Origin of the sequence: Paraburkholderia sp. GAS41 (assembly GCF_050436545.1) — a bacterium.
Lineage (GTDB): Bacteria > Pseudomonadota > Gammaproteobacteria > Burkholderiales > Burkholderiaceae > Paraburkholderia.
In genome coordinates this window covers 170,811-192,576 of record NZ_JBNDMK010000009.1, presented here as the reverse complement: position 1 = coordinate 192,576, position 21,766 = coordinate 170,811, and the positions used below count along the sequence as shown (strand labels likewise).

General features: G+C 62.2%; 20 protein-coding genes. 18 read left to right on the top strand and 2 right to left on the bottom strand.

Features of this window, described 5'->3' with window-relative positions; genetic code table 11:
* The first annotated feature begins 13 nt into the window (after positions 1-13).
* From aroA to cysM, 11 genes are all read left to right on the top strand, one after another.
* On the top strand, positions 14-1,318 hold the full coding sequence (aroA, locus tag P3T43_RS15350) for a 3-phosphoshikimate 1-carboxyvinyltransferase (protein WP_429281877.1): 1,305 nt from the start codon (positions 14-16) through the stop codon (positions 1,316-1,318).
* A gap of 35 nt (positions 1,319-1,353) precedes the next feature.
* Complete coding sequence (gene cmk, locus P3T43_RS15345) at positions 1,354-2,040, top strand: (d)CMP kinase (RefSeq protein ID WP_429281876.1); 687 nt, start codon at positions 1,354-1,356, stop codon at positions 2,038-2,040.
* 182 nt (positions 2,041-2,222) lie between these two features.
* Positions 2,223-3,956: a 30S ribosomal protein S1 gene (gene rpsA / locus P3T43_RS15340; RefSeq protein ID WP_429281875.1), complete on the top strand. Its 1,734-nt coding sequence runs from the start codon at positions 2,223-2,225 to the stop codon at positions 3,954-3,956.
* Between the two features lie 22 nt (positions 3,957-3,978).
* Positions 3,979-4,305, top strand: a complete 327-nt coding sequence (locus tag P3T43_RS15335; RefSeq protein WP_074300394.1) for an integration host factor subunit beta — start codon at positions 3,979-3,981, stop codon at positions 4,303-4,305.
* A gap of 376 nt (positions 4,306-4,681) precedes the next feature.
* Complete coding sequence (locus P3T43_RS15330; RefSeq protein ID WP_429270310.1) at positions 4,682-4,975, top strand: LapA family protein; 294 nt, start codon at positions 4,682-4,684, stop codon at positions 4,973-4,975.
* 61 nt (positions 4,976-5,036) lie between these two features.
* A complete protein-coding gene (gene lapB / locus P3T43_RS15325) occupies positions 5,037-6,212 on the top strand; it encodes a lipopolysaccharide assembly protein LapB (protein WP_429281874.1) in 1,176 nt (391 codons plus the stop codon).
* Between the two features lie 144 nt (positions 6,213-6,356).
* Entirely contained in the window at positions 6,357-7,760 is a 1,404-nt protein-coding gene (locus P3T43_RS15320) for a UDP-glucose dehydrogenase family protein (protein ID WP_429281873.1), read from the top strand.
* Positions 7,726-8,727, top strand: coding sequence for a D-glycero-beta-D-manno-heptose-7-phosphate kinase (gene rfaE1, locus P3T43_RS15315; protein ID WP_429281872.1), 1,002 nt, complete (start codon positions 7,726-7,728; stop codon positions 8,725-8,727). Before P3T43_RS15320 ends, rfaE1 begins: the two co-directional genes overlap by 35 nt.
* Positions 8,728-8,850: 123 nt before the next feature.
* Positions 8,851-9,843 carry an ADP-glyceromanno-heptose 6-epimerase gene (gene rfaD / locus P3T43_RS15310; RefSeq protein WP_429281871.1) on the top strand — a complete coding sequence of 331 codons (993 nt, stop codon included), beginning with the start codon at positions 8,851-8,853 and terminating at the stop codon, positions 9,841-9,843.
* Positions 9,844-9,921: 78 nt separating this feature from the next.
* Positions 9,922-10,305 (top strand): ComEA family DNA-binding protein, encoded by a 384-nt coding sequence (locus P3T43_RS15305; RefSeq protein WP_429281870.1) that lies wholly within the window; start codon positions 9,922-9,924, stop codon positions 10,303-10,305.
* Positions 10,306-10,591: 286 nt separating this feature from the next.
* Entirely contained in the window at positions 10,592-11,494 is a 903-nt protein-coding gene (gene cysM, locus P3T43_RS15300) for a cysteine synthase CysM (RefSeq protein WP_429281869.1), read from the top strand.
* 128 nt (positions 11,495-11,622) lie between these two features.
* On the opposite strand, the gene mltB is transcribed toward cysM, so the two are convergent.
* Positions 11,623-12,903 (bottom strand): lytic murein transglycosylase B, encoded by a 1,281-nt coding sequence (mltB, locus tag P3T43_RS15295; RefSeq protein WP_429281868.1) that lies wholly within the window; start codon positions 12,901-12,903, stop codon positions 11,623-11,625.
* 213 nt (positions 12,904-13,116) lie between these two features.
* Between mltB and P3T43_RS15290 the strand changes: the two genes are divergently transcribed.
* Entirely contained in the window at positions 13,117-14,040 is a 924-nt protein-coding gene (locus P3T43_RS15290) for a histone deacetylase family protein (RefSeq protein ID WP_429281867.1), read from the top strand.
* A 41-nt stretch (positions 14,041-14,081) separates the two neighbouring features.
* Here the strand turns inward: P3T43_RS15290 and P3T43_RS15285 are convergent, their stop codons facing one another.
* Positions 14,082-14,993: a lysophospholipase gene (locus tag P3T43_RS15285; RefSeq protein WP_429281866.1), complete on the bottom strand. Its 912-nt coding sequence runs from the start codon at positions 14,991-14,993 to the stop codon at positions 14,082-14,084.
* A gap of 238 nt (positions 14,994-15,231) precedes the next feature.
* Between P3T43_RS15285 and P3T43_RS15280 the strand changes: the two genes are divergently transcribed.
* The 6 genes from P3T43_RS15280 (at position 15,232) to P3T43_RS15255 (ending at position 21,677) form a co-directional block, all read left to right on the top strand.
* Positions 15,232-16,266 (top strand): methionine ABC transporter ATP-binding protein, encoded by a 1,035-nt coding sequence (locus tag P3T43_RS15280; protein ID WP_429281865.1) that lies wholly within the window; start codon positions 15,232-15,234, stop codon positions 16,264-16,266.
* Entirely contained in the window at positions 16,256-16,909 is a 654-nt protein-coding gene (locus P3T43_RS15275; protein WP_429281864.1) for a methionine ABC transporter permease, read from the top strand. Before P3T43_RS15280 ends, P3T43_RS15275 begins: the two co-directional genes overlap by 11 nt.
* An 89-nt stretch (positions 16,910-16,998) precedes the next feature.
* Positions 16,999-17,799 (top strand): MetQ/NlpA family ABC transporter substrate-binding protein, encoded by an 801-nt coding sequence (locus P3T43_RS15270; RefSeq protein ID WP_429281863.1) that lies wholly within the window; start codon positions 16,999-17,001, stop codon positions 17,797-17,799.
* Positions 17,800-18,087: 288 nt separating this feature from the next.
* Positions 18,088-18,837 carry an electron transfer flavoprotein subunit beta/FixA family protein gene (locus P3T43_RS15265; protein ID WP_429281862.1) on the top strand — a complete coding sequence of 250 codons (750 nt, stop codon included), beginning with the start codon at positions 18,088-18,090 and terminating at the stop codon, positions 18,835-18,837.
* A gap of 13 nt (positions 18,838-18,850) precedes the next feature.
* A complete protein-coding gene (locus tag P3T43_RS15260; RefSeq protein WP_429281861.1) occupies positions 18,851-19,786 on the top strand; it encodes an electron transfer flavoprotein subunit alpha/FixB family protein in 936 nt (311 codons plus the stop codon).
* Between the two features lie 100 nt (positions 19,787-19,886).
* Positions 19,887-21,677 (top strand): acyl-CoA dehydrogenase, encoded by a 1,791-nt coding sequence (locus P3T43_RS15255; protein WP_429281860.1) that lies wholly within the window; start codon positions 19,887-19,889, stop codon positions 21,675-21,677.
* The last annotated feature ends 89 nt before the right edge of the window (positions 21,678-21,766 follow it).

Genomic DNA, 21,766 nt, shown 5'->3' with positions numbered 1-21,766 from the left:
ACTGGACTCAATCATGGAACACCTCGATCTCGGACCGTTTTCCCGTGCATCCGGCACGGTTCGCCTGCCTGGCTCGAAGAGCATTTCGAACCGCGTGTTGCTGCTCGCGGCGCTGGCCGAGGGCGAAACCACGATCACCAATCTGCTCGACTCCGACGACACGCGCGTGATGCTCGAAGCGCTCGAAAAGCTCGGCGTGAAGCTCAGGCGCGAGGGCGACGAGTGTGTCGTCTCCGGTACGCGCGGCGCGTTTACTGCGAGAACCGCGGATCTGTTTCTCGGCAACGCCGGCACGGCCGTGCGGCCGCTGACGGCGGCGCTCGCGGTCAACGGCGGGGATTACCGCGTTCACGGCGTGCCGCGCATGCATGAGCGGCCGATCGGGGATCTGGTCGACGGCCTGCGGCAAATCGGTGCGCGCATCGATTACGAGGAAAACGAAGGCTTTCCGCCGCTGCGGATTCGTCCGGCAAAGATCGCCGTCGAGGCGCCTATCCGGGTGCGTGGCGACGTGTCGAGCCAGTTTTTGACCGCGTTGCTGATGACGCTGCCGCTGTTGCGCACGGACAGCGGCGTGACGGTCGTTCAGGTGGACGGCGAGCTGATCTCGAAGCCCTACATCGAGATCACGATCAAGCTGATGGAGCGTTTCGGCATCCAGGTCGAGCGCCACGGCTGGCACCAGTTCACCGTGCCGTCCGGCCAGCGTTACCAGTCGCCGGGCAAGATCATGGTGGAAGGCGATGCGTCGTCGGCCTCGTATTTCCTGGCTGCGGGCGCGCTGGGCGGCGGTCCGTTGCGTGTGGAAGGGGTCGGGCGCGCCAGTATCCAGGGCGATGTCGGCTTTGCCGACGCGCTGATCCGGATGGGCGCGAATGTGTCGATGGGCGAAGACTGGATCGAAGTGCGCGGGGTGGGCCACGATCACGGCAAGCTGGAACCGGTCGACATGGACTGCAACCTGATTCCGGACGCGGCGATGACGATTGCCGTGGCCGCGCTGTTCGCCGACGGCACGACCACGTTGCGCAATATCGCCAGCTGGCGGGTCAAGGAAACCGACCGGCTGGCGGCCATGGCCACGGAACTGCGCAAGGTCGGCGCCAAGGTGGTGGAAGGCGAGGACTACCTTGCCGTGACGCCGCCGGAGAAACTGACGCCGAACGCGGCAATCGACACCTATGATGACCACCGGATGGCGATGTGTTTTTCGTTGGTGAGTCTCGGCGGCGTGCCCGTGCGGATCAACGATCCGAAGTGCGTCGGCAAGACTTTCCCTGATTATTTCGAGCGCTTTACGGCGCTGGCTCAACCCTGATTCGATCTGAACCGACCTGACGTGCGACTTTTTAGATGAAACCGACCCGTCCCTTTCACCAGACGCCCGTCATTACGATCGACGGCCCGACTGCCTCCGGCAAAGGCACCGTGGCGGCACTGGTTGCTGCCAACCTCGGCTTCCATCTGCTGGATAGTGGCGCGTTGTACCGGCTCGCGGCGCTGGCGAGCTTGCGCTATGACATCGCCGCGGACGATTCCGGCGCGCTTGCAAAGCTGATCGACGATCTGCATATCACCTTCCGCGAGGGGCTCGCGCAGCTCGACGGCGTGGATGTGTCAAGTGACATTCGCGCCGAGGAAATCGGCAAACGGGCCTCGGCGATCGCCGTTCACGGTCCTGTGCGAGCCGCTCTGGTGGCCCGTCAGCGGGCTTTTCGCAAGGAGCCGGGGCTGGTCGCGGACGGCCGCGACATGGGCACCGTGATCTTCCAGGACGCGGCGCTGAAGGTGTTTCTGACGGCCAGTGCCGAGGCTCGCGCCGCCCGGCGACATAAGCAATTGATCCAAAAAGGATTTTCTGCTAATATAGATGACTTGCTCCGGGATTTGCGTGAACGTGACGAGCGCGACAGTCAGCGCGCGGCCGCGCCACTCAAGCCTGCAGCGGATGCGAAGCTGCTCGACACCTCCACGTTGTCGGTCGACCAGGCGGTCGATCAGGTGGTGCAGTGGTATCAGGCGCTTCTTCCGAACGTGTGAAAAAGCCGCATGAATGTGCGTTCGGGCATCAACCGGATGAGTAGCAAGCAGTAAAGAGCAGTCTGTTGTCGTGTAGGTGCTCCGCGATATCGAGGAGCGTGTTTCAACCCCTTAACCCCGCTTGGCATTCGCACTCTAGCCGTCATTGCTGACCATCCGGTCAGCCGGGCACCGCGAGAACCATGCAACTTTTGATTTTTATGTCCGACCTGCAAACCTCTACCCCGAATACCGAATCTTTTGCGGCTCTGTTCGAAGAGTCGCTGACCAAGCAAGACATGCGCGCTGGCGAAGTGATCTCCGCCGAAGTCGTGCGTGTTGACCACAATTTTGTGGTTGTCAACGCTGGTCTCAAGTCCGAAGCCTACATCCCGCTCGAAGAGTTCCTGAACGACGCGGGCGAGGTAGAAGTGCAGGCGGGCGACTTCGTTTCCGTCGCGATCGACGCGCTGGAAAACGGCTATGGCGACACCATCCTGTCGCGCGACAAGGCGAAGCGCCTCGCTTCGTGGCTGTCGCTGGAAAAGGCCCTCGACAACAACGAACTCGTGACCGGCACGATCACGGGCAAGGTCAAGGGCGGCATGACCGTCATGGTCAACGGCATCCGCGCATTCCTGCCGGGTTCGCTGGTTGATACGCGTCCGGTCAAGGACACGACCCCGTACGAAGGCAAGACGCTGGAATTCCGCGTCATCAAGCTCGACCGCAAGCGTAACAACGTCGTGCTGTCGCGCCGTGCTGTGATCGAAGCGACCCAAGGCGAAGAGCGCGCAAAGCTGCTCGAAACGCTGAAGGAAGGCGCGATCGTGGAAGGCGTGGTGAAGAACATCACGGATTACGGCGCATTCGTGGACCTCGGCGGTATCGACGGCCTGCTGCACATCACCGACATCGCATGGCGTCGTGTGCGTCATCCGAGCGAAGTGCTGTCGGTCGGCCAGGAAGTCACCGCGAAGATCCTCAAGTTCGACCAAGAAAAGAACCGCGTTTCGCTGGGTATCAAGCAACTGGGCGACGATCCGTGGGAGGGCATTTCCCGCCGTTACCCGTCGGGCACGCGCCTGTTCGGTAAGGTCACCAACATCACCGACTACGGCGCATTCGTCGAAGTCGAATCGGGCATCGAAGGCCTGGTTCACGTGTCGGAAATGGACTGGACGAACAAGAACGTTGCACCGTCGAAGGTTGTTCAGCTGGGCGACGAAGTCGAAGTCATGGTTCTCGAAATCGACGAAGACCGCCGCCGTATCAGCCTCGGCATGAAGCAATGCAAGCCGAACCCATGGGACGACTTCAGCCGCAACTTCAAGAAGGGCGACAAGCTGCAAGGCGCAATCAAGTCGATCACCGACTTCGGCGTCTTCATCGGTCTGCCGGGCGGCATCGACGGTCTGGTTCACCTGTCGGACCTGTCGTGGTCGGAAACGGGCGAAGAAGCGGTTCGCAAGTACAAGAAGGGCGACGAAGTGGAAGCGATCGTTCTCGGCATCGACGTCGAGAAGGAACGTATTTCGCTGGGTATCAAGCAGCTCGAAGGCGACCCGTTCAGCAACTTCGTTGCAATGAACGACAAGGGTTCGATCGTCGACGGCGTGGTCAAGACGGTGGACGCGAAGGGTGCAGTGGTTCAGCTGTCGGCGGAAGTCGAAGGCTACCTGCGCGCTTCGGAGATCGCCCAGGACCGCGTGGAAGATGCTCGCAACGTGCTGAAGGAAGGCGACAAGGTCAACGCGATGATCATCAACATCGATCGCAAGTCGCGTGGCATCAACCTGTCGGTCAAGGCCAAGGACTCGGCTGAGCAACAGGAAGCGATTCGCGGCTTGGCTTCGTCGGACTCCAACTCGGCTGCCACCGGCACGACGAACCTTGGCGCGCTGCTGAAGGCCAAGCTTGACGGCCAGAACCAGTAACGCCTGAGAGGTCTGCTGCAGTATGACCAAATCGGAATTGGTCGCCCAGCTGGCCACGCGATTTCCGCAACTTGTACTTAAAGATGCGGATTTTGCGGTGAAGACGATGCTTGATGCGATGTCGGAGGCGCTTGCCAACGGTCATCGCATCGAAATTCGCGGCTTCGGCAGCTTCGGCCTCAATCGTCGCCCCTCCCGCGTCGGACGTAATCCGAAATCGGGCGAAAAGGTGCTGGTACCTGAGAAGTACGTACCGCACTTCAAGCCTGGCAAGGAATTGCGCGAACGGGTAGATCGACGTTCGGGAGAACCGCTGAAGGCCGAAGAGCCGGATGACGACGACCTGTAAATGCTCCGCTGTGCGGGTTGGCAGCGTGGCATTGGTAGCGTCAGCGGCCAAAGCCAGACGGCAAAAGATCAGAAAAGCGCCTTAGGGCGCTTTTTTTTCGCCTGTGCTTGCGGGTGTCCTCCGCTCGCCGCGCGCGGCATGCTGTCTGAAGTGGCTCCGCGTTCGCCATCCAGGCGCTGGGCGGTCGGTGTGTCACGGGTGATGCCACGCAAACCGGGCGGTAAACCCCATGTAAGTGCATGCAAACGGCTTGTTACTGCCCACGTGCGGGGCCTTCCATTACAATACGGGTCACTTCGGCGCGGGCGACACGGTGGCGTGACGCGCGTCATCAAGCCGGCGTCATACCCGCAACTGCCGTCAAGAGACCTTATTCATGAAATTTATCGTCTGGTTGATCCGGGTTCTGGTGTTCGTGCTGCTGCTCGTGCTCGCACTCTCCAACACGCAAACCGCTACGTTGAATTTCCTCGCTGGCTACGCGTGGTCCGCCCCGCTGATCCTCATCGGTCTGGCGTTTTTTGTGGTCGGGCTGCTGGCGGGGCTGGTGTCGGCGGTGCCGGCCGTGTTCCGGTTGCGGCTCGAAAACGGTCGCCTGAAGCGTGAGTTGCGGGTGGCGCGTGAAACTCCGGTGGTGGTCGAGCAACCGCCGTTGCCGCCGTTAATCTAGGTTTTCCCATGCCGTGTGCCTCGTGCGCGCGGCTTTCGTTTCTGCACTCCCGATCATTCGCATGGATCTAGACTTCTGGTGGCTGCTTGTCATACCCGTCGCTTTCGCGTTCGGCTGGATGGCCGCGCGTTACGACCTCAAGACGCTGCTGTCCGAGAGCGCCAATCTGCCGCGTTCGTATTTTCGCGGCCTCAATTTCCTGCTCAACGAGCAGCCGGATCAGGCTATCGACGCGTTTATCGAGGTGGCCAAGCTGGACCCGGAAACCATCGAATTGCACTTTGCCCTCGGCAATCTGTTCCGTCGCCGCGGTGAGACGGATCGTGCAATTCGGGTGCATCAGAACCTGCTGAGCCGCGCCGACCTGCCGGTCAAGGAACGCGACCATGCGGCCTACGAGTTGGGCCAGGACTTCCTGAAGGCGGGTCTGCTCGACCGCGCCGAAGAAACCTTCCGCTCGCTCGAGGCGGGCGAGCACGCGTTGGGTGCCCAGCGCGCGCTTCTCACCATTTACGAAATTGAAAAGGACTGGCACAAGTCGATCGACACCGCGCGTCATCTCGAAACGATGGGCGCCGAATCGCTCGATAAGGAAATTGCCCAGTTCCACTGCGAACTGGCGCAGGAAGCGCTGCAACAAAAGAAGCCCGATGAGGCGCGCCACCAGTTACATCTGGCGTTGAAGGCCAATTCGCAAAGCGTGCGCGCGACCATCCTGTTCGGCGATGTCGATATGGTGGGCGGTGCGCCGGAGGCGGCGGTCGCGCATTGGCTGAAAGTCGAAGAGCAGAATTCCTCGTATTTACCGCTCGTGGCCGAGAAGCTGATGAAGGCCTACGAAGCGCTCGGGCGTCCCGAGGAAGGTGCGAACCTGCTGACCAGCTGGGTCGACCGCTATCCTTCGAACGACTTGCTGGACGTGGCTTACCAGCACGTCGCGGCATTGCGTGGGCTGGACGCTGCGCACGCCCTCGCGCGCTCGCAGATGCAGAAGTCGCCCAACCTGGCCGGCATGACGCGCTTGCTCGAAGCGCAGCAGGCCAGCGCGGAAGAGCCGCGACGCAGCGAACTCGAACTGATGCGCACGCTAATCAAGCAGCGCACCAAAAATCTGCCACGGTATACGTGCCAGAATTGCGGTTTCCGGGCACGTCTTTTCTACTGGCAGTGTCCGGGTTGCAGTGGGTGGGAAACCTATGCACCGCGCCGCGTCGAGCCGATCACGGCGTCGAGCTGAGCGGGCGGCCGTGGCTCACGCCGTGGCCCGGCACGCCGGCCTGCTGATGCGCGCAGGCGGACCCGGCATGGGCCGAACGTGTACGACAGTCAGCGCCGGAATCAATACCGGAAACCATCACCGGAACCCATAAGCGGAACGCGTATGAAAATCACCATCATCGGCACGGGCTACGTTGGCCTTGTCACTGGCGCGTGTCTTGCCGAAATCGGCCACGACGTTTTCTGTCTGGATGTCGATCCGCGCAAGATCGAGATCCTCAACAATGGCGGTGTGCCGATTCACGAGCCGGGTTTGCAGGAAATCATCGCGCGCACCCGGGCGGCGCGGCGCATCACGTTTTCGACCGACGTCGAGGCCGGCGTAGCGCACGGCGAAGTGCAGTTCATTGCCGTCGGCACGCCGCCCGATGAAGACGGCTCGGCAGACCTCCAGTACGTTCTCGAAGCGGCCCGCAACATCGGCCGCACGATGAACAGCTTCAAGGTCATCGTCGACAAGTCCACGGTTCCGGTCGGCACCGCGCAGCGTGTGCGTGCGGTCGTCGAAGAGGAACTCGCGAAGCGCGGGCTTGCCGCGAGCGAATCGCATCGTTTCTCGGTCGTCTCGAATCCTGAGTTCCTGAAAGAAGGCGCGGCGGTCGACGACTTCATGCGCCCCGATCGCATCGTGCTCGGCCATGACGAGGACGATGCCGGCCTGCGCGCGCGCGAGCTGATGAAACGCCTGTACGCGCCGTTCAACCGCAATCACGAACGCACGCTCTACATGGACGTGCGCTCGGCGGAATTCACCAAGTACGCGGCGAACGCGATGCTCGCCACGCGCATCTCGTTCATGAATGAGATGGCGAATCTGGCGGATCGCGTCGGCGCGGATATCGAAGCGGTGCGCCGCGGCATCGGTTCGGACCCGCGCATCGGTTATCACTTCCTGTATGCCGGCTGTGGCTACGGCGGCTCGTGTTTCCCGAAGGACGTGCAGGCGCTGGTGCGTACCGCTGCCGAGAGCGGTCACAATCTGCGTATCCTCGAAGCGGTCGAAGCGGTGAACCACGAGCAGAAGGATGTCCTCGTGCGCAAAATCACCGGCACGCTAGGCGAGGATTTGAGCGGTCGCACTTTTGCCGTGTGGGGCCTCGCGTTCAAGCCGAATACCGACGATATGCGCGAAGCGCCGAGTCGGCGCATCATCGCCGAGCTGCTGGCGCGGGGCGCCAATGTGCGTGCCTACGACCCGGTCGCCATCACCGAAGCGCGCCGCGTTTTCGCGATCGATCTGCACGATGTGCCCGAACACATGTCGCGTCTGCAGTTCACCCGCACCCAGAACGACACCCTCACCGGCGCCGACGCGCTGGTGGTCGTCACCGAATGGAAAGAGTTCAAGAGTCCGGACTTCATGCATCTGAAATCGGTGCTGAAGACGCCTCTGATCTTCGACGGCCGCAACCTCTACGAACCGGAAACGATGACCGAACTGGGCATCGATTACCACTCGATTGGACGTCCCTATGCCCAACCCCTCGAACTCCCAGCCGATGCCTGAAACTATCAACGAAACCGCTGTGTCCGCTCCCACGGCCGGCGCGGTGCCGCGCGAGCGGCTCGCCGGGGCTCGGGTGCTGGTGGTCGGCGACGTGATGCTCGACCGTTACTGGTTCGGCGACGTCAATCGCATTTCGCCGGAAGCGCCGGTGCCGGTGGTGCACGTGCAGAAGCAGGAAGACCGCCTTGGCGGCGCCGCGAACGTGGCGCGTAACGCGGTCGCTCTCGGTGCGCAGGCTGGGCTGCTGTGCGTGGTCGGACATGACGAGCCGGGTGAACGCATCATCCAGTTGCTGGGCGATAGCGGCGTGGTACCGCATCTGGAGCGTGATCCGGCCTTGCTGACCACGATCAAGCTGCGCGTGCTGTCGCGCCAGCAACAGTTGCTGCGGGTCGATTTCGAGAACTCGCCGGCGCACGAAGTGCTGCTCGCCAGTCTCGCGCGCTTTGACGAACTGCTGCCCGCGCACGACGTGATCCTGATGTCCGATTACGCCAAAGGTGGCCTGACGCACGTCACGAAAATGATCGCGAAAGCGCACGCGGCGGGTAAGCCGGTGCTGGTGGATCCGAAGGGCGACGATTGGGAACGTTACCGTGGCGCAACCCTGATTACGCCCAATCGCGCGGAGTTGCGCGAGGTGATCGGGCAATGGAAGTCGGAAGACGACCTGCTTGCGCGCGTGACGAAGTTGCGCACCGAACTCGAATTCAAGGCGCTGCTGTTGACGCGCTCGGAAGAGGGCATGACGCTCTTCTCGGATGAGGGCATCCTGCACGCTTCGGCCGTGGCACGCGAAGTGTATGATGTCTCGGGTGCGGGCGACACCGTGATCGCCACGCTGGCCGTCATGCTCGGCGCGGGTCTGTCGCTCGTGGATGCCGTGGCGCTGGCGAATCGCGCGGCCGGCATCGTGGTCGGCAAACTCGGCACGGCTACTGTCGACTACGACGAACTCTTCCTTTAATGCTGCGTGCCAGTCGTGCCTGCTCAAAGCAGCGCGCCTGGTGCCGGCTGAAAACTGTCGATTGGAGTCTGGGCTAGAGGCCTGACTTCAATCCCATACCAAGCTCATTTCCGCAGGACGATCATGACACTCATCGTCACCGGCGCGGCCGGCTTTATTGGCAGCAATCTCGTGAAGGCGCTCAACGAGCGCGGTGAACAACGTATCATCGCCGTCGACAACCTCACGCGTGCCGACAAATTCAAGAACCTCGTCGATTGCGAGATCGACGACTATCTCGACAAGACCGAGTTCGTCGACCGCTTTACGCGCGGCGATTTCGGCAAGGTGCGCGCAGTGTTCCACGAAGGCGCCTGTTCGGACACGATGGAAACCGACGGCCGCTACATGATGGATAACAACTTCCGCTATAGCCGTGCGGTGCTCGACGCGTGTCTCGCCCAGGGCACGCAGTTTCTGTATGCGTCCTCGGCGGCGACGTACGGCGGTTCGAGCCGCTTTGTCGAAGAGCGCGAAGTGGAGCAGCCGCTCAACGTCTACGGCTATTCGAAGTTCCTGTTCGATCAGGTGATCCGCCGCGTGCTGCCCACGGCAAAGAGCCAGATTGCGGGCTTTCGCTATTTCAACGTGTACGGTCAGCGCGAAACGCACAAGGGCCGCATGGCCTCGGTCGCGTTCCACAACTTCAACCAGTTCCGCGCCGAGGGCAAGGTCAAGCTGTTCGGCGAATACAACGGTTACGCCGCGGGCGAACAGACCCGCGATTTCGTTTCCGTTGAAGACGTGACGAAGGTCAATCTGCACTTCTTCGATCACCCGGAACAGTCGGGCATCTTCAACCTCGGCAGCGGTCGTGCACAGCCGTTCAATGATATTGCGAGCACCGTCGTGAATACACTGCGCGCGTTGGACAACGAAGCTCCATTGTCGCTCGCGGAACAGGTGCAGCGCGGCCTGATTGAGTACATTCCGTTCCCGGACGCACTGCGCGGCAAGTATCAGTGCTTCACGCAAGCCGACCTCACGAAGCTGCGTGCCGCCGGTTATGACGCGCCATTTCTGAGCGTTCAGGAAGGTGTCGACCGCTACGTACGTTGGCTATTCGGCCAGCTATAAATCGTTCGCAGACCTCTCTAAACTGGAATCTCCTGGCCGGTGGTCGTCACCGGCCAGGTTGTACGAGGGAGATTCCATATGTTGCGAAAAATCATGGTTACTGCGGCGATGCTCGCCGCGTTCGGTCACGCCTATGCGGCGGTCGACATCAACACCGCCAACGAAGCGGGACTGCGTGGCATCAAGGGCATTGGTCCGGCTAAAGCGAAAGCAATCCTCGAAGAGCGCGACGCCCACGGTCCGTTCAAGGATCCCACGGATCTCAGCAAACGCGTCAAGGGCATGGGCGGGCATACCGTCGAGCGCCTGCAGGCGGAAGGTCTCGCTGTCGGTCCGGCTGGCGCTGCTGCTGGCGCACAGGCTGCGGTGCCGGCGCAAGGCAAGGCGGCCACTTCTGCGACTGCTGCCGCTACCGCGGCCGGCACGCAGAAGAACGGCGCGGCGGTGGTGGTGAAGAAATAGACTTTTGCGGCGGCGCGTGCCCGGCCCGCGTCGCCGTATGGTGACGTCCATTCTGGTTGGAGTCGGTACAGCACACTCCTTCAGCCGTCATTTGGGTGACTGGCTCCCGCGGTTCTCAGCCGCGGGCTTTTTGCGTTGCGTGCGGGCTTATATCTTGACGTTATATGGGCATGCTGGTTTGAGCGTGCATCCATGTCGCAAGGAGGGCCGCACGGCAGGCCGGCGCACGGTAGTTTAGAATCGTTGGGTTGAAGACTCCGCGCAGCGACTGCACCGCACCCCCAATATGGCTTACAAAACGATTGAAGACACGATCGGCAATACGCCGCTCGTACAACTCGTGCGCCTCCCCGACGACGAGATTCGCAGCCGCAATAACGTCATCCTCGGCAAGCTCGAAGGCAACAATCCGGCGGGCTCGGTGAAAGACCGCCCGGCGTTGTCGATGATCAAGAAGGCCGAACTGCGCGGCCGCATCAAACCGGGCGATACGCTGATCGAATCCACCAGCGGCAACACCGGCATCGCGCTCGCCATGGCGGCCGCGGTCCGCGGCTACAAGATGGTGCTGGTCATGCCCGAAGACCTTTCCATGGAGCGCCGTCAGAGCATGGCGGCTTATGGCGCGCAGATCGTGCTGACGCCGGTCACGGGTGGTATGGAATACGCGCGCGATCTCGCCGAGCAGATGCAGCGCGAAGGCAAGGGCATCATCCTCGACCAGTTTGGTAACCCGGATAACCCGCTGGCCCACTACGAAACCACCGGCCCCGAAATCTGGCAGGACACCGAAGGCCGTATCACGCACTTCGTTTCCGCCATGGGGACGACGGGCACCATCATGGGCGTGTCGCAGTATCTGAAGGAACAGAATCAGGCGGTGGAAATTATTGGTGCGCAGCCGGAAGAGGGCTCGCGTATTCCTGGCATCCGCAAGTGGCCCGAAGCGTATCTGCCGAAGATCTTCGATCGCAGCAGGATCGATCGCGTGGAGAACGTGAGCCAGGCGGCCGCCGAAGCGATGGCGCGCAAGATGGCGGCGATCGAAGGGATCTTCTGCGGCATTTCGGCTGCGGGCGCGTGTGAAGTGGCCTTGCGGATCGCGCGGCAAGTCGAGAACGCGACCATCGTGTTCGTGGTGTGTGATCGCGGCGACCGCTATTTGTCCACGGGCGTATTTCCCGCGTGATGCGGAACCGGCCTTAAGCGCCTGATGCGAGGTTCAAACAAAAAGCGCCGGTCTCGACCGGCGCTTTATTTTTCATGCAGTTCTAACGGATCTGACTCGCCAAACTACTCGATCCATTTGTTGGACGCTCATTGTGCGTCTGGCGCCGGGGCAGCCATCGGCGCAGGCGCCGTACCTTGCGGTAACGCAGGTGGTCGTGTAGAAGTCGGCGCACCGTTGCTGTCCAGATCGCCGGACGCCTCCAGTTGCTCCTTGATCTTCTGGCCGAGCTGATACACCGCGAGCGCATAGAAGAAGCTGCGGTTATAGCGCGTCAATACGTAAAAATTCTTTAGCCCCAGTTTGTATTCGGTGGGCAGTCCGGGCGACGGCAAATCGACGATCGTGACAGGCGTGCCGGCCTCCGCTGCCGTATCGACACCCGGTTGATTCAGCAGTAGCCCCGCACGCAGCAGTTGTTGAAGCGGCCAATGCGGCTCGGGCTGTCCGTCGGCGCCGGCCTGAGCGATGCCCTGGCTGCCGGCATCCGGGGCTATGTTCCAAATCACCGGGCGGCCATTCTCCCAGCCATTCTGCTTCAGATAATTCGCCACGCTGCCGATCGCGTCCGCCTGGCTCGTGCGCAAGTCGATCCGCTTGTTGCCGTCGTACGAGATGGCGTACTGCACGATACTGCTCGGCAGAAACTGCGGAATGCCGATTGCACCGGTGTACGAGCCGAGGACCGTGGTGGGATCGATTTGCGAGTCGCGGGTCCACACCAGATAGTCTTCGAGATTCTTGCGGAAGGTTTGCTCGCGATCGGCACGGTTCGGCGTGTTCGGATAATCGAAGGCGAGCGTGGTCAGTGCATCGAGCACACGGAAGTTGCCCATGAAGCGCCCGTAGATCGTTTCGACGCCGAGAATGCCGACGATCACCTCGGGCGGCACGCCGAATTCGTCATAGGCGCGCTGCAGCGTAGCCTGGTTGTTACGCCAGAAGCGCACACCCGCATTGATGCGGACGGGATCGAGAAAGCGCGACTGATACACGCGCCAGTTCTTCACAGACGGCGTGGGCGACGGCGTGACGAGTTTGACGGCCGTGGTCGAATAGCTCACACCGGCGAATAGCGTATGCAGAGCGGCCGGATCGAAGTCGTAGCGCGCCGCCATGTCATTGATGAAACCGTCGACATCCGGATTGTTTGCGTAGCGCTGCGGAATGATTTCTTCTTCGAAAGTCTGGCCTTGCGGCACCGCCTGTTGCGGTTGCGCCTGCGCGACCTGCAGGGGCCGTTTGGGCGCGCTGGTCTGTGCCTCGGCCGGGCTGCCTGCCGCGAACACGCACCATGCGACGGAGAGCGCGGTGGCCACTTTCTGGGTGCGAAGCCGGTTTCGTACGGACAGGGCAAGCTTGACGGTCATAGTGAACTGGGAGCGCAGTGCGAAGGAAACAGACGGTGGCAGAAGAATACGGGGCAGTATACCCGAGGGCCATTGCAGAACCGTGCAGAACCGTTGCAGCGGCGCGGTGCCGACAAAGGGTGTGGTAACTTGATGGTGTTGGGTGCGCCGGGCGGGCACGCCCTGGATCGGAGACACGCCGCGTGCTTGCGCCACGCGCCGCAGAAGAGAGTCATGGCTACAGCCTTTTATTCCCACGCAGATTGTCTGCTTCACGAGATGGGCCAATGGCATCCTGAATGTCCCGCGCGTCTGCAGGCAATCGAAGATCAACTGATCGCTAGCCGCATCGACGCTCTGATCGAGCGCGAGTCGCCACCGCTTGCCGATGAGTCCGCGCTGCTGCGCGTGCATACCCAGGCGCATGTCGATTACATCCGCAGCCGCTCGCCAGATGAAGGCTATGCGGAGATCGACCCGGACACGTCGATGAATCCGCACACCTGGGAAGCCGCGTTGCGCGCCGCCGGCGCTGCGGTGGCCGCCACCGACGCGGTGATCGAAGGCCGCTACGACAACGCCTTTTGCAGCGTGCGCCCGCCTGGTCACCATGCGGAACCGGCCCGCGCCATGGGCTTCTGCTTTTTCAACAACGTCGCGATTGCCGCGCGCCACGCGCTGGAAGTGCATGGCTTGCAACGGGTCGCGATTGTCGATTTCGACGTTCATCACGGCAACGGCACCGAAGCCGCCTTTGCGGGCGACGCGCGGGTGCTGATGTGCAGCATCTTCCAGCACCCGTTCTATCCGTTCAGCGGTGCGGACAACCAGGCGGCCAATATGGTCAACGTACCGATGCCGGCGCGCTCGAAGGGCATGGATGTGCGCGAGGCGGTGGACATGATGTGGTTGCCGCGTCTGCACGCATTCAAGCCGGAGATGCTGTTCGTCTCGGCGGGCTTCGACGCGCATCGCGAGGACGACCTTGGCAACCTCGGGCTCGTCGAAGACGACTACGCGTGGCTGACCGATCAGGTGCGCGATATCGCCGACCGCTATGCGCGTGGGCGGATCGTGAGCTGTCTCGAGGGCGGCTACAACCTGTCGGCGCTTGGACGCAGCGTAGTCGCTCACGTGCGGGCGCTGGCCGGAATCTGAGCGCCGGCGATTGCGCAGCACTTGTGCTGCGCGTCGGCCGTTCAACCTGCCCGTGCTTCGATCCACGCCACCAGATCGCCGATCACCCGATCGCGATCGAGGTCGTTCATCGTTTCGTGATAGCTCGCTTCGTGAAGCGTCAGTGTCTTGTCCGGCGAGCCGGCATGCTGGCCGAACGCGCGGCTGCCGTCGGGTTCCGTGAGTTTGTCGGCGGTGCCGTGATACACCAGCAAGGGCACGCGCAAATCGGCGCGGCCGCGCTCGATGCGCATCATGGCCAGCAAAATCTCCGCGCCGGTGCGCGCCGGAATCGCGCCGTGATGCACCAGCGGATCGTTGCGGTTTGCCTCGACGATCGCGGGGTTGCGCGACAGCAGCGCCGCGTCGATCTTCATGGCCGGAAAGCCAGGCCAGACACGGCTGATGAACTGGCTCATCGTCAGCATCCAGCGTGGCACGTCACGGCCCGGTGCGAGCGCGGGACTCGACAGGATCAGTCCCGCAAGCCGATGGCCACTGGCGGGCAGACGCTCGATCGCATACAGCGCGGCGATCGCACCGCCCATGCTGTGTCCCATCAGGAACAGCGGCGCGCTGTCCTGCGCCGCGACGCTGATCAAGGCCTCGGCGTCGAGCAGATAGTCGTCGAAGCGATCGATCCGGGCGCGTTTGCCGGGCGCTCGTCCGTGACCGCGCAGATCGATGGCGAGCAGTTCGATGCCCGCCGCGTTCAGCCGACCGGCGAGCGCCGCATAGCGGCCGGCATGTTCCGCGAGACCGTGCAGCAGTGCGACGGTCGCCCGTCGCGTGCCTGTAGCCCGCCATCGGTGCAGCGGCAGTTCGATGCCGTCGCGGGTCATGACGAGCGAGCGTGCCGCGCCGCCGTCCCGCTGCGAGGCGTTTGCCGCAGGCGTCGGATCAGGGCGCGCGTCGTTGGTTTGGGTGGTCTCCATGTCCGCCGCCGTTGTGGTTTTGATTGGCCCGATCATAGTCGTACCCATGCAGCGCGCGTGAGCGCGATGCGCGGCATTCGCCTCTAATTCCTCTAGGTTATGAAAAAATCGGAATTGATTATTAAAGGGAATGTCGACGACGGGGTAGAATCCCGCATCAAATCCCAATAAAAGTAACGGCGGCCGCATGTCGGGAGCGTGTTCACGCTCGCTGGCAGTCCCGCCGTTTCGTTTTTTCATGATCGAAATACGCAATATCTCCCAGCGATTTGCCGGACCGCGGGGCTGGGTCGAGGCACTGCACAACGTCAACCTGTCGATTCCGGCGGGTGAGGTGTTCGGCATCATCGGCCGCAGCGGCGCGGGCAAGAGCACGCTCGTGCGCACCATCAACCTGCTCACGCGCCCGACCGAAGGCAATATCGTCGTCAACGGCCGCGATCTCACCACGCTGTCCGCCGCGCAGCTGCGCGAGGCGCGGCGGGAGATCGGTATGATCTTCCAGCATTTCAACCTGCTGTCTTCGCGCACGGTGTACGAGAACGTCGCGCTGCCGCTCGAACTGGCGGGCTTGAAGCGCGCCGAAATCGAAGCGAACGTGCTGCCGCTGCTCGACCTGGTCGGGCTCACCGCGCAGAAAGACCGCTATCCGGCGCAGATCAGCGGCGGCCAGAAGCAGCGTGTGGGGATTGCCCGGGCGCTGGCGAGCAAGCCGAAGGTATTGCTGTCCGACGAAGCCACTTCCGCGCTCGACCCGGAAACCACGCGTTCGATTCTCGAACTGCTCAAGCGCATCAATCGCGAGCTCGGCCTGACCATCGTGCTGATCACGCACCAGATGGACGTCATCAAGCAGGTGTGCGACCGCGTCGCGGTGCTGGATGCGGGCCGGGTCGTCGAACACGGCAGGGTCATCGACGTGTTCCTGCAGCCGCATCATGAAGTGACGCGCGCGCTGATCGGCGACGTGATCGCCCAGGAGTTGCCGCCGGCGCTGAAGGCGCGCGTCGCCGAGCGCCTGAAGACCGGCCATGGCCATCTGCTGCGTCTGGCGTTCACCGGCACGGGTGTGGATCAGCCTATCCTCTCGGAAACGATTCGCCGTTACGAACTCGACTTCAATATCCTGCACGGCCAGATCGACGAGATTCAGGGGCAGGCGTTCGGCTCGCTCGCGGTGCTCGCGGGCGGCGAACCGCTGAAGGTGGCGCAGGCGCTGACGTATCTGCGCGAGCAAGGTGTGGTGGTAGAGGAGATGTCCTATGTTGAATGAAATGTTCGATATGTTCGTCCAGTCGTTCTGGGAGACGCTCGTCATGGTGGGCATCTCGGGCCTCGTGGGCGCGCTGGTCGGTTTGCCGCTCGGTGTGCTGATGTATCTGACGGATCGCCAGGGCGTCTTGCAGAGCGTGGGGTTCAATCGCACGATGGGCGTCGTCATCAACGCGGTGCGTTCGACACCGTTCATCATCCTGCTGGTCGCGGTGATTCCGTTCACGCGGCTGGTGGTCGGTTCCTCCATTGGCACTGCTGCGGCCGTGGTGCCGTTGACGATTGCCGCTGCGCCGTTCATCGCGCGTCTGGTGGAAACGGCGCTGCGTGAAGTGGACCGCGGCCTGATCGAAGCCGCTCAGGCCATGGGCGCCACCACCAGCCAGATCGTCTTCAAGGTACTGTTGCCCGAATCGTGGCCGGGCGTGGTGGCGGGTCTGACCATCACGTTCGTTTCGCTGGTCGGCTATTCGGCGATGGCCGGCGCGATCGGCGGTGGCGGCCTTGGCGATCTGGGCATCCGTTACGGGTATCAGCGCTATGAACCGGACGTGATGTGGACGGTCGTGGCGATCCTGATCGTGTTCGTGCAACTGGTGCAGTCGTTCGGCGATTGGCTGGTGCGCCGCCTGAGCCATAAGTAGGGTAAGGCGCAAACAGGCGGCGAATCGGGCGCCGCGACAAAAACAAGGGTTATCGGAACCCGTCAGATGAGAATGGGAGAAGGTCAGTCATGCAACGTCGTTTCATTCTGAAATTGGCCGCCGTTTTTGGCGCCGCAGCGTGGTTCGCCGCGAATACGGCCGCTTACGCGGACGAGACGATCAAGGTGGGTGTCACCGGCGGTCCGCATGCGGAGTTGATGGAAGTCGTGAAGGGTGTCGCTGCGAAAAACGGTTTGAACATTACGATCGTCGAATTTGCGGACTACGTGCAGCCGAATGCGGCGCTCGCCAGTGGCGATCTGGACGCCAACAGCTATCAGCACGACCCTTACCTCGAGGCGCAGGTGAAGGATCGCGGCTACAAGCTGATCCGGGTGGCGGACACGGTGACGTTCCCGATGGGCATCTACTCGAAGAAGATCAGGTCGCTCGCGCAGTTGCAGCCTGGCGCGAAGATCGCCGTGCCGAACGATCCGACCAACGGCGGCCGGGCCTTGTTGCTGCTGCAGAAGCTGGGTTTGGTGAAGCTGCGCGCCGACGCCGGTTTGAAGGCGACGCCGCTCGACATCGTCGACAATCCGAAGAAGCTGAAAATCGTCGAACTCGACGCCGCGCAGATTCCGCGCTCGCTCGACGACGTGGATGCCGTCGCGATCAACACCAACTATGCGATGCAGGCGGGCCTCAAGCCGAAACAGGACGCGATTGCGATCGAGGATCCCAAAGGCCCGTATGTGAACATCCTCGCGATTCGCGAAGCGGATCGTAACAAGCCGTGGGTGGCGAAGCTGGTCGCGGCGTATCACTCGCCGGAAGTGAAGCAGTACATCGACACGAAATATGGCGGTGCGGTGATTGCTGCATGGTAGCGTGGCGGATCACCCAAACGGGTGATGCAAGCGGCCGCGGCATCAGGCGATCATCTCGACATCGCAGCCGTCTTCGATGGCAAATGATGAATTAGAGTCGTTAGTCTTAACCCGGGGTTGCCGCCCGGGTTTTTTCGGGATTAAAATAGAACGATCGTTCGTTATTGCCGTCACGCCGCTGAGGAGCGCTATCCTCGATGTAAAACCAGCCTGCGACACGGCTGCCGCAAAGGGGCAGTCGCTATAATGTGCGTTGGGTTGACGTATTCGTAACTTAGGAGCGTGTGCATGAAAATCCTGGTGCCAGTCAAGAGAGTGGTCGATTACAACGTGAAGGTCCGGGTGAAATCGGACGGCACGGGCGTCGACATCGCGAATGTGAAGATGTCGATGAACCCGTTCGATGAGATCGCCATGGAAGAAGCGGTGCGTCTGCGCGAAGCGGGTGTGGCGACGGAAGTGATCGCCGTGTCGGCGGGCGTGACGCAGGCGCAGGAAACGCTGCGCACGGCGCTGGCGATCGGCGCGGATCGCGCAATCCTGATCGAGTCGGGCGAAGAATTGCAGCCCTTGGCGGTGGCGAAGCTGCTGAAGGCGCTGGTCGACAAGGAACAGCCTTCGCTGGTCATTCTCGGCAAGCAGGCCATCGACGACGATTCGAACCAGACCGGTCAGATGCTGGCCGCGCTGGCTAACCTGCCGCAAGCGACGTTCGCCTCGAAGGTCGTGGTGGCGGATGGCAAGGCTACGGTGTCGCGCGAAGTGGATGGCGGCGCGGAAACGCTGTCGCTGACGCTGCCGGCTGTCATCACCACCGATCTGCGCCTGAACGAGCCGCGTTACGTGACGCTGCCGAACATCATGAAGGCGAAGAAAAAGCCGCTGGAAACGCTCAAGCCTGCCGATCTCGGCGTGGACGTGACGCCGCGCCTGAAGACGCTGAAAGTCGTCGAGCCTGCCAGGCGCAGCGCGGGCGTGAAGGTCGCGGACGTGAAGACGCTGGTCGAGAAGCTCAAGACCGAAGCCAAGGTGCTGTGAGGAGACGGACGAAATGACGATTCTGGTAATTGCGGAACACGACAATGCGTCGCTGAAAGCGGCGACGCTGAATACGGTTGCGGCGGCCTCGAAGATCGGCGGTGACGTGCACGTGCTGATCGCGGGCCATAACGCGCAAGCTGCGGCTGATGCGGCAGCGAAGGTGGCGGGCGTCGCCAAGGTACTGCTGGCCGACGCGCCGCAACTCGAAGCGGGCCTCGCGGAAAACGTCGAAGCCACCGTACTGAACATCGCGAAGGACTACTCGCATATCCTGGCTCCGGCTACGGCATACGGCAAGAACATCGCCCCGCGTATCGCCGCGAAGCTGGATGTCGCGCAGATCAGCGACATCACTGCAGTGGACAGCGCCGATACGTTCGAGCGTCCGATCTACGCGGGCAACGCGATCGCCACGGTGCAATCGGCTGATCCGATCAAGGTCATCACCGTGCGCTCGACCGGCTTCGATCCGGTGGCAGCCGAAGGCGGCAGCGCAGCGGTCGAGAAGATCGAAGCCGCAGCCGATAGCGGGCTGTCGCAGTTCGTCAGCCGTGAAGTGACGAAGCTGGACCGTCCGGAGCTGACCTCGGCGTCGATCATCGTCTCGGGCGGTCGTGGTCTGGGCAGCGGTGAGAACTATACGAAGGTTCTCGAGCCGCTGGCTGACAAGCTGAATGCGGCACTCGGCGCCTCGCGTGCAGCAGTGGACGCCGGCTTTGTCCCGAACGATTATCAGGTGGGCCAGACGGGCAAGATCGTCGCGCCGCAACTTTACGTGGCGGTCGGCATTTCGGGTGCGATCCAGCATCTGGCCGGCATGAAGGACTCGAAGGTCATCGTGGCAATCAACAAGGACCCCGAAGCGCCGATTTTCAGCGTCGCCGATTACGGTCTGGTGGGCGATCTGTTCACAGTGGTGCCGGAGCTGGTGAGCGAGCTGGGCTGAACTGAATAGCGCCGTCAACAGGCGTCTGGCAGCAAACGAAGGGACGCAGGGACCCATAGTCCGGCGTCCCTTTTTATATCGCAGACAGGAGGAGACTGAAATGAGCTACACGGCGCCCGTCAAGGACATGCTGTTCGTGATGAAAGAACTGGCCGCACTCGATGAGATCGCGACGCTGCCTGGCTTCGAGGATGCCAATCTCGACACGGCGCAGGCCGTACTCGAAGAGTCGGCCAAACTCTGCGGCGAGGTGCTGGCGCCGTTGAACGTCGAAGGCGATCGCAATCCGAGTAGCTGGAAAGACGGCAAGGTCACGGCGACGCCGGGTTTTGCCGACGCGTTCAGGCAATTCTCCGAAGGCGGCTGGCAGGGCGTGCAGCATCCTTTGGACTACGAAGGTCAGGGATTGCCGAAGCTGATCGCGACGCCGTGTGTTGAAATGCTCAATGCGTCGAACCTGTCGTTCGCACTGTGCCCGTTGCTGACCGATGGCGCGATCGAAGCGCTGCTGACGGCCGGCACCGAAGCGCAGAAACAGACCTACGTGCCCAGGCTGATTTCCGGCGAGTGGACCGGCACGATGAACCTCACCGAGCCGCAGGCCGGCTCCGATCTCGCGCTCGTGCGCACGCGCGCCGAGCCCCAGGGCGACGGTTCATTCAAGCTGTTCGGCACCAAGATTTTCATCACGTGGGGCGAGCACGATATGGCGAAAAATATCGCCCATCTCGTGCTGGCACGCACGCCGGGCGCGCCGGAAGGCGTGAAAGGCATTTCGCTGTTCATCGTGCCGAAGTTCCTCGTCAATGAAGACGGGTCGCTGGGTGAGCGCAACGATGTGCATTGCGTGTCGATCGAACACAAGCTCGGCATCAAGGCGAGCCCGACGGCGGTGCTGCAATTTGGCGATCACGGCGGCGCGATCGGGCATCTGATCGGTGAGGAAAACCGCGGTCTCGAGTACATGTTCATCATGATGAACGCGGCGCGCTTCGCCGTGGGCATGCAAGGGGTGGGCATCTCGGATCGGGCCTACCAGAAAGCGGTTGCGTATGCGAAAGACCGCGTGCAAAGCCGCCCGGTCGATGGTTCTGCAAAGCAACCGGTTTCGATCATTCATCACCCGGACGTGCGCCGCATGCTCGCGACCATGCGTGCCTTGACCGAAAGTTCGCGCGCGCTCGCTTATGTGGCCGCGGCGCATTGCGATATCGCGCATCGTCACCCTGACGAAGCCAAACGCAACGAACATCAGGCAATCTACGAGTTCCTCGTGCCGATCGTGAAGGGCTGGAGCACGGAACTCTCGGTCGATGTGACGAGCCTCGGCGTACAGGTGCACGGCGGCATGGGTTTCATCGAGGAAACGGGGGCGGCCCAGTACTATCGCGACGCGCGCATTCTGCCCATCTACGAAGGCACGACGGCGATCCAGGCGAACGACCTGATCGGACGCAAGACCTTGCGCGATGGCGGCGCGGTGGCGAAGTCGCTGCTCGACGGTATCGCGCAGACGGTCGAGGCGCTCGGCTCGCAACAAAGTGCGGCTTGCAAATCGATGCGGCAGCAACTCCAGCAGGGACATCGTGCATTGGCCGCGGCGGTGGAGTTCGTCGTCGCCAATACGAAGCGCGATCCGAATGCGGTGTTTGCGGGCAGCGTGCCGTATCTGAAGCTCGCGGGCATCGTGCTCGGCGGCTGGCAGATGGCGCGTGCATTGCTGGTGGCGCAGGATAAGCGCGCCGAGGATCCGTCGTTCTACGGCGCGAAGATCGCCACCGCGCAGTTCTACGCGGAGCACGTGCTGCCGCAGGCGTCGGCGCTGGAAGCGGCGATCGTCAGCGCGAAGGGCGATGAAGGCGTGCTGGCGTTGTCAGAAGATCAGTTCTGACGCTGCTTCGCGCCGATTGCGGCGCTGCCCCGTCTATCAGCGACCTGCAAAAGAAAAACGGCACCTGCAGTTCAGAGGTGCCGTTTTTT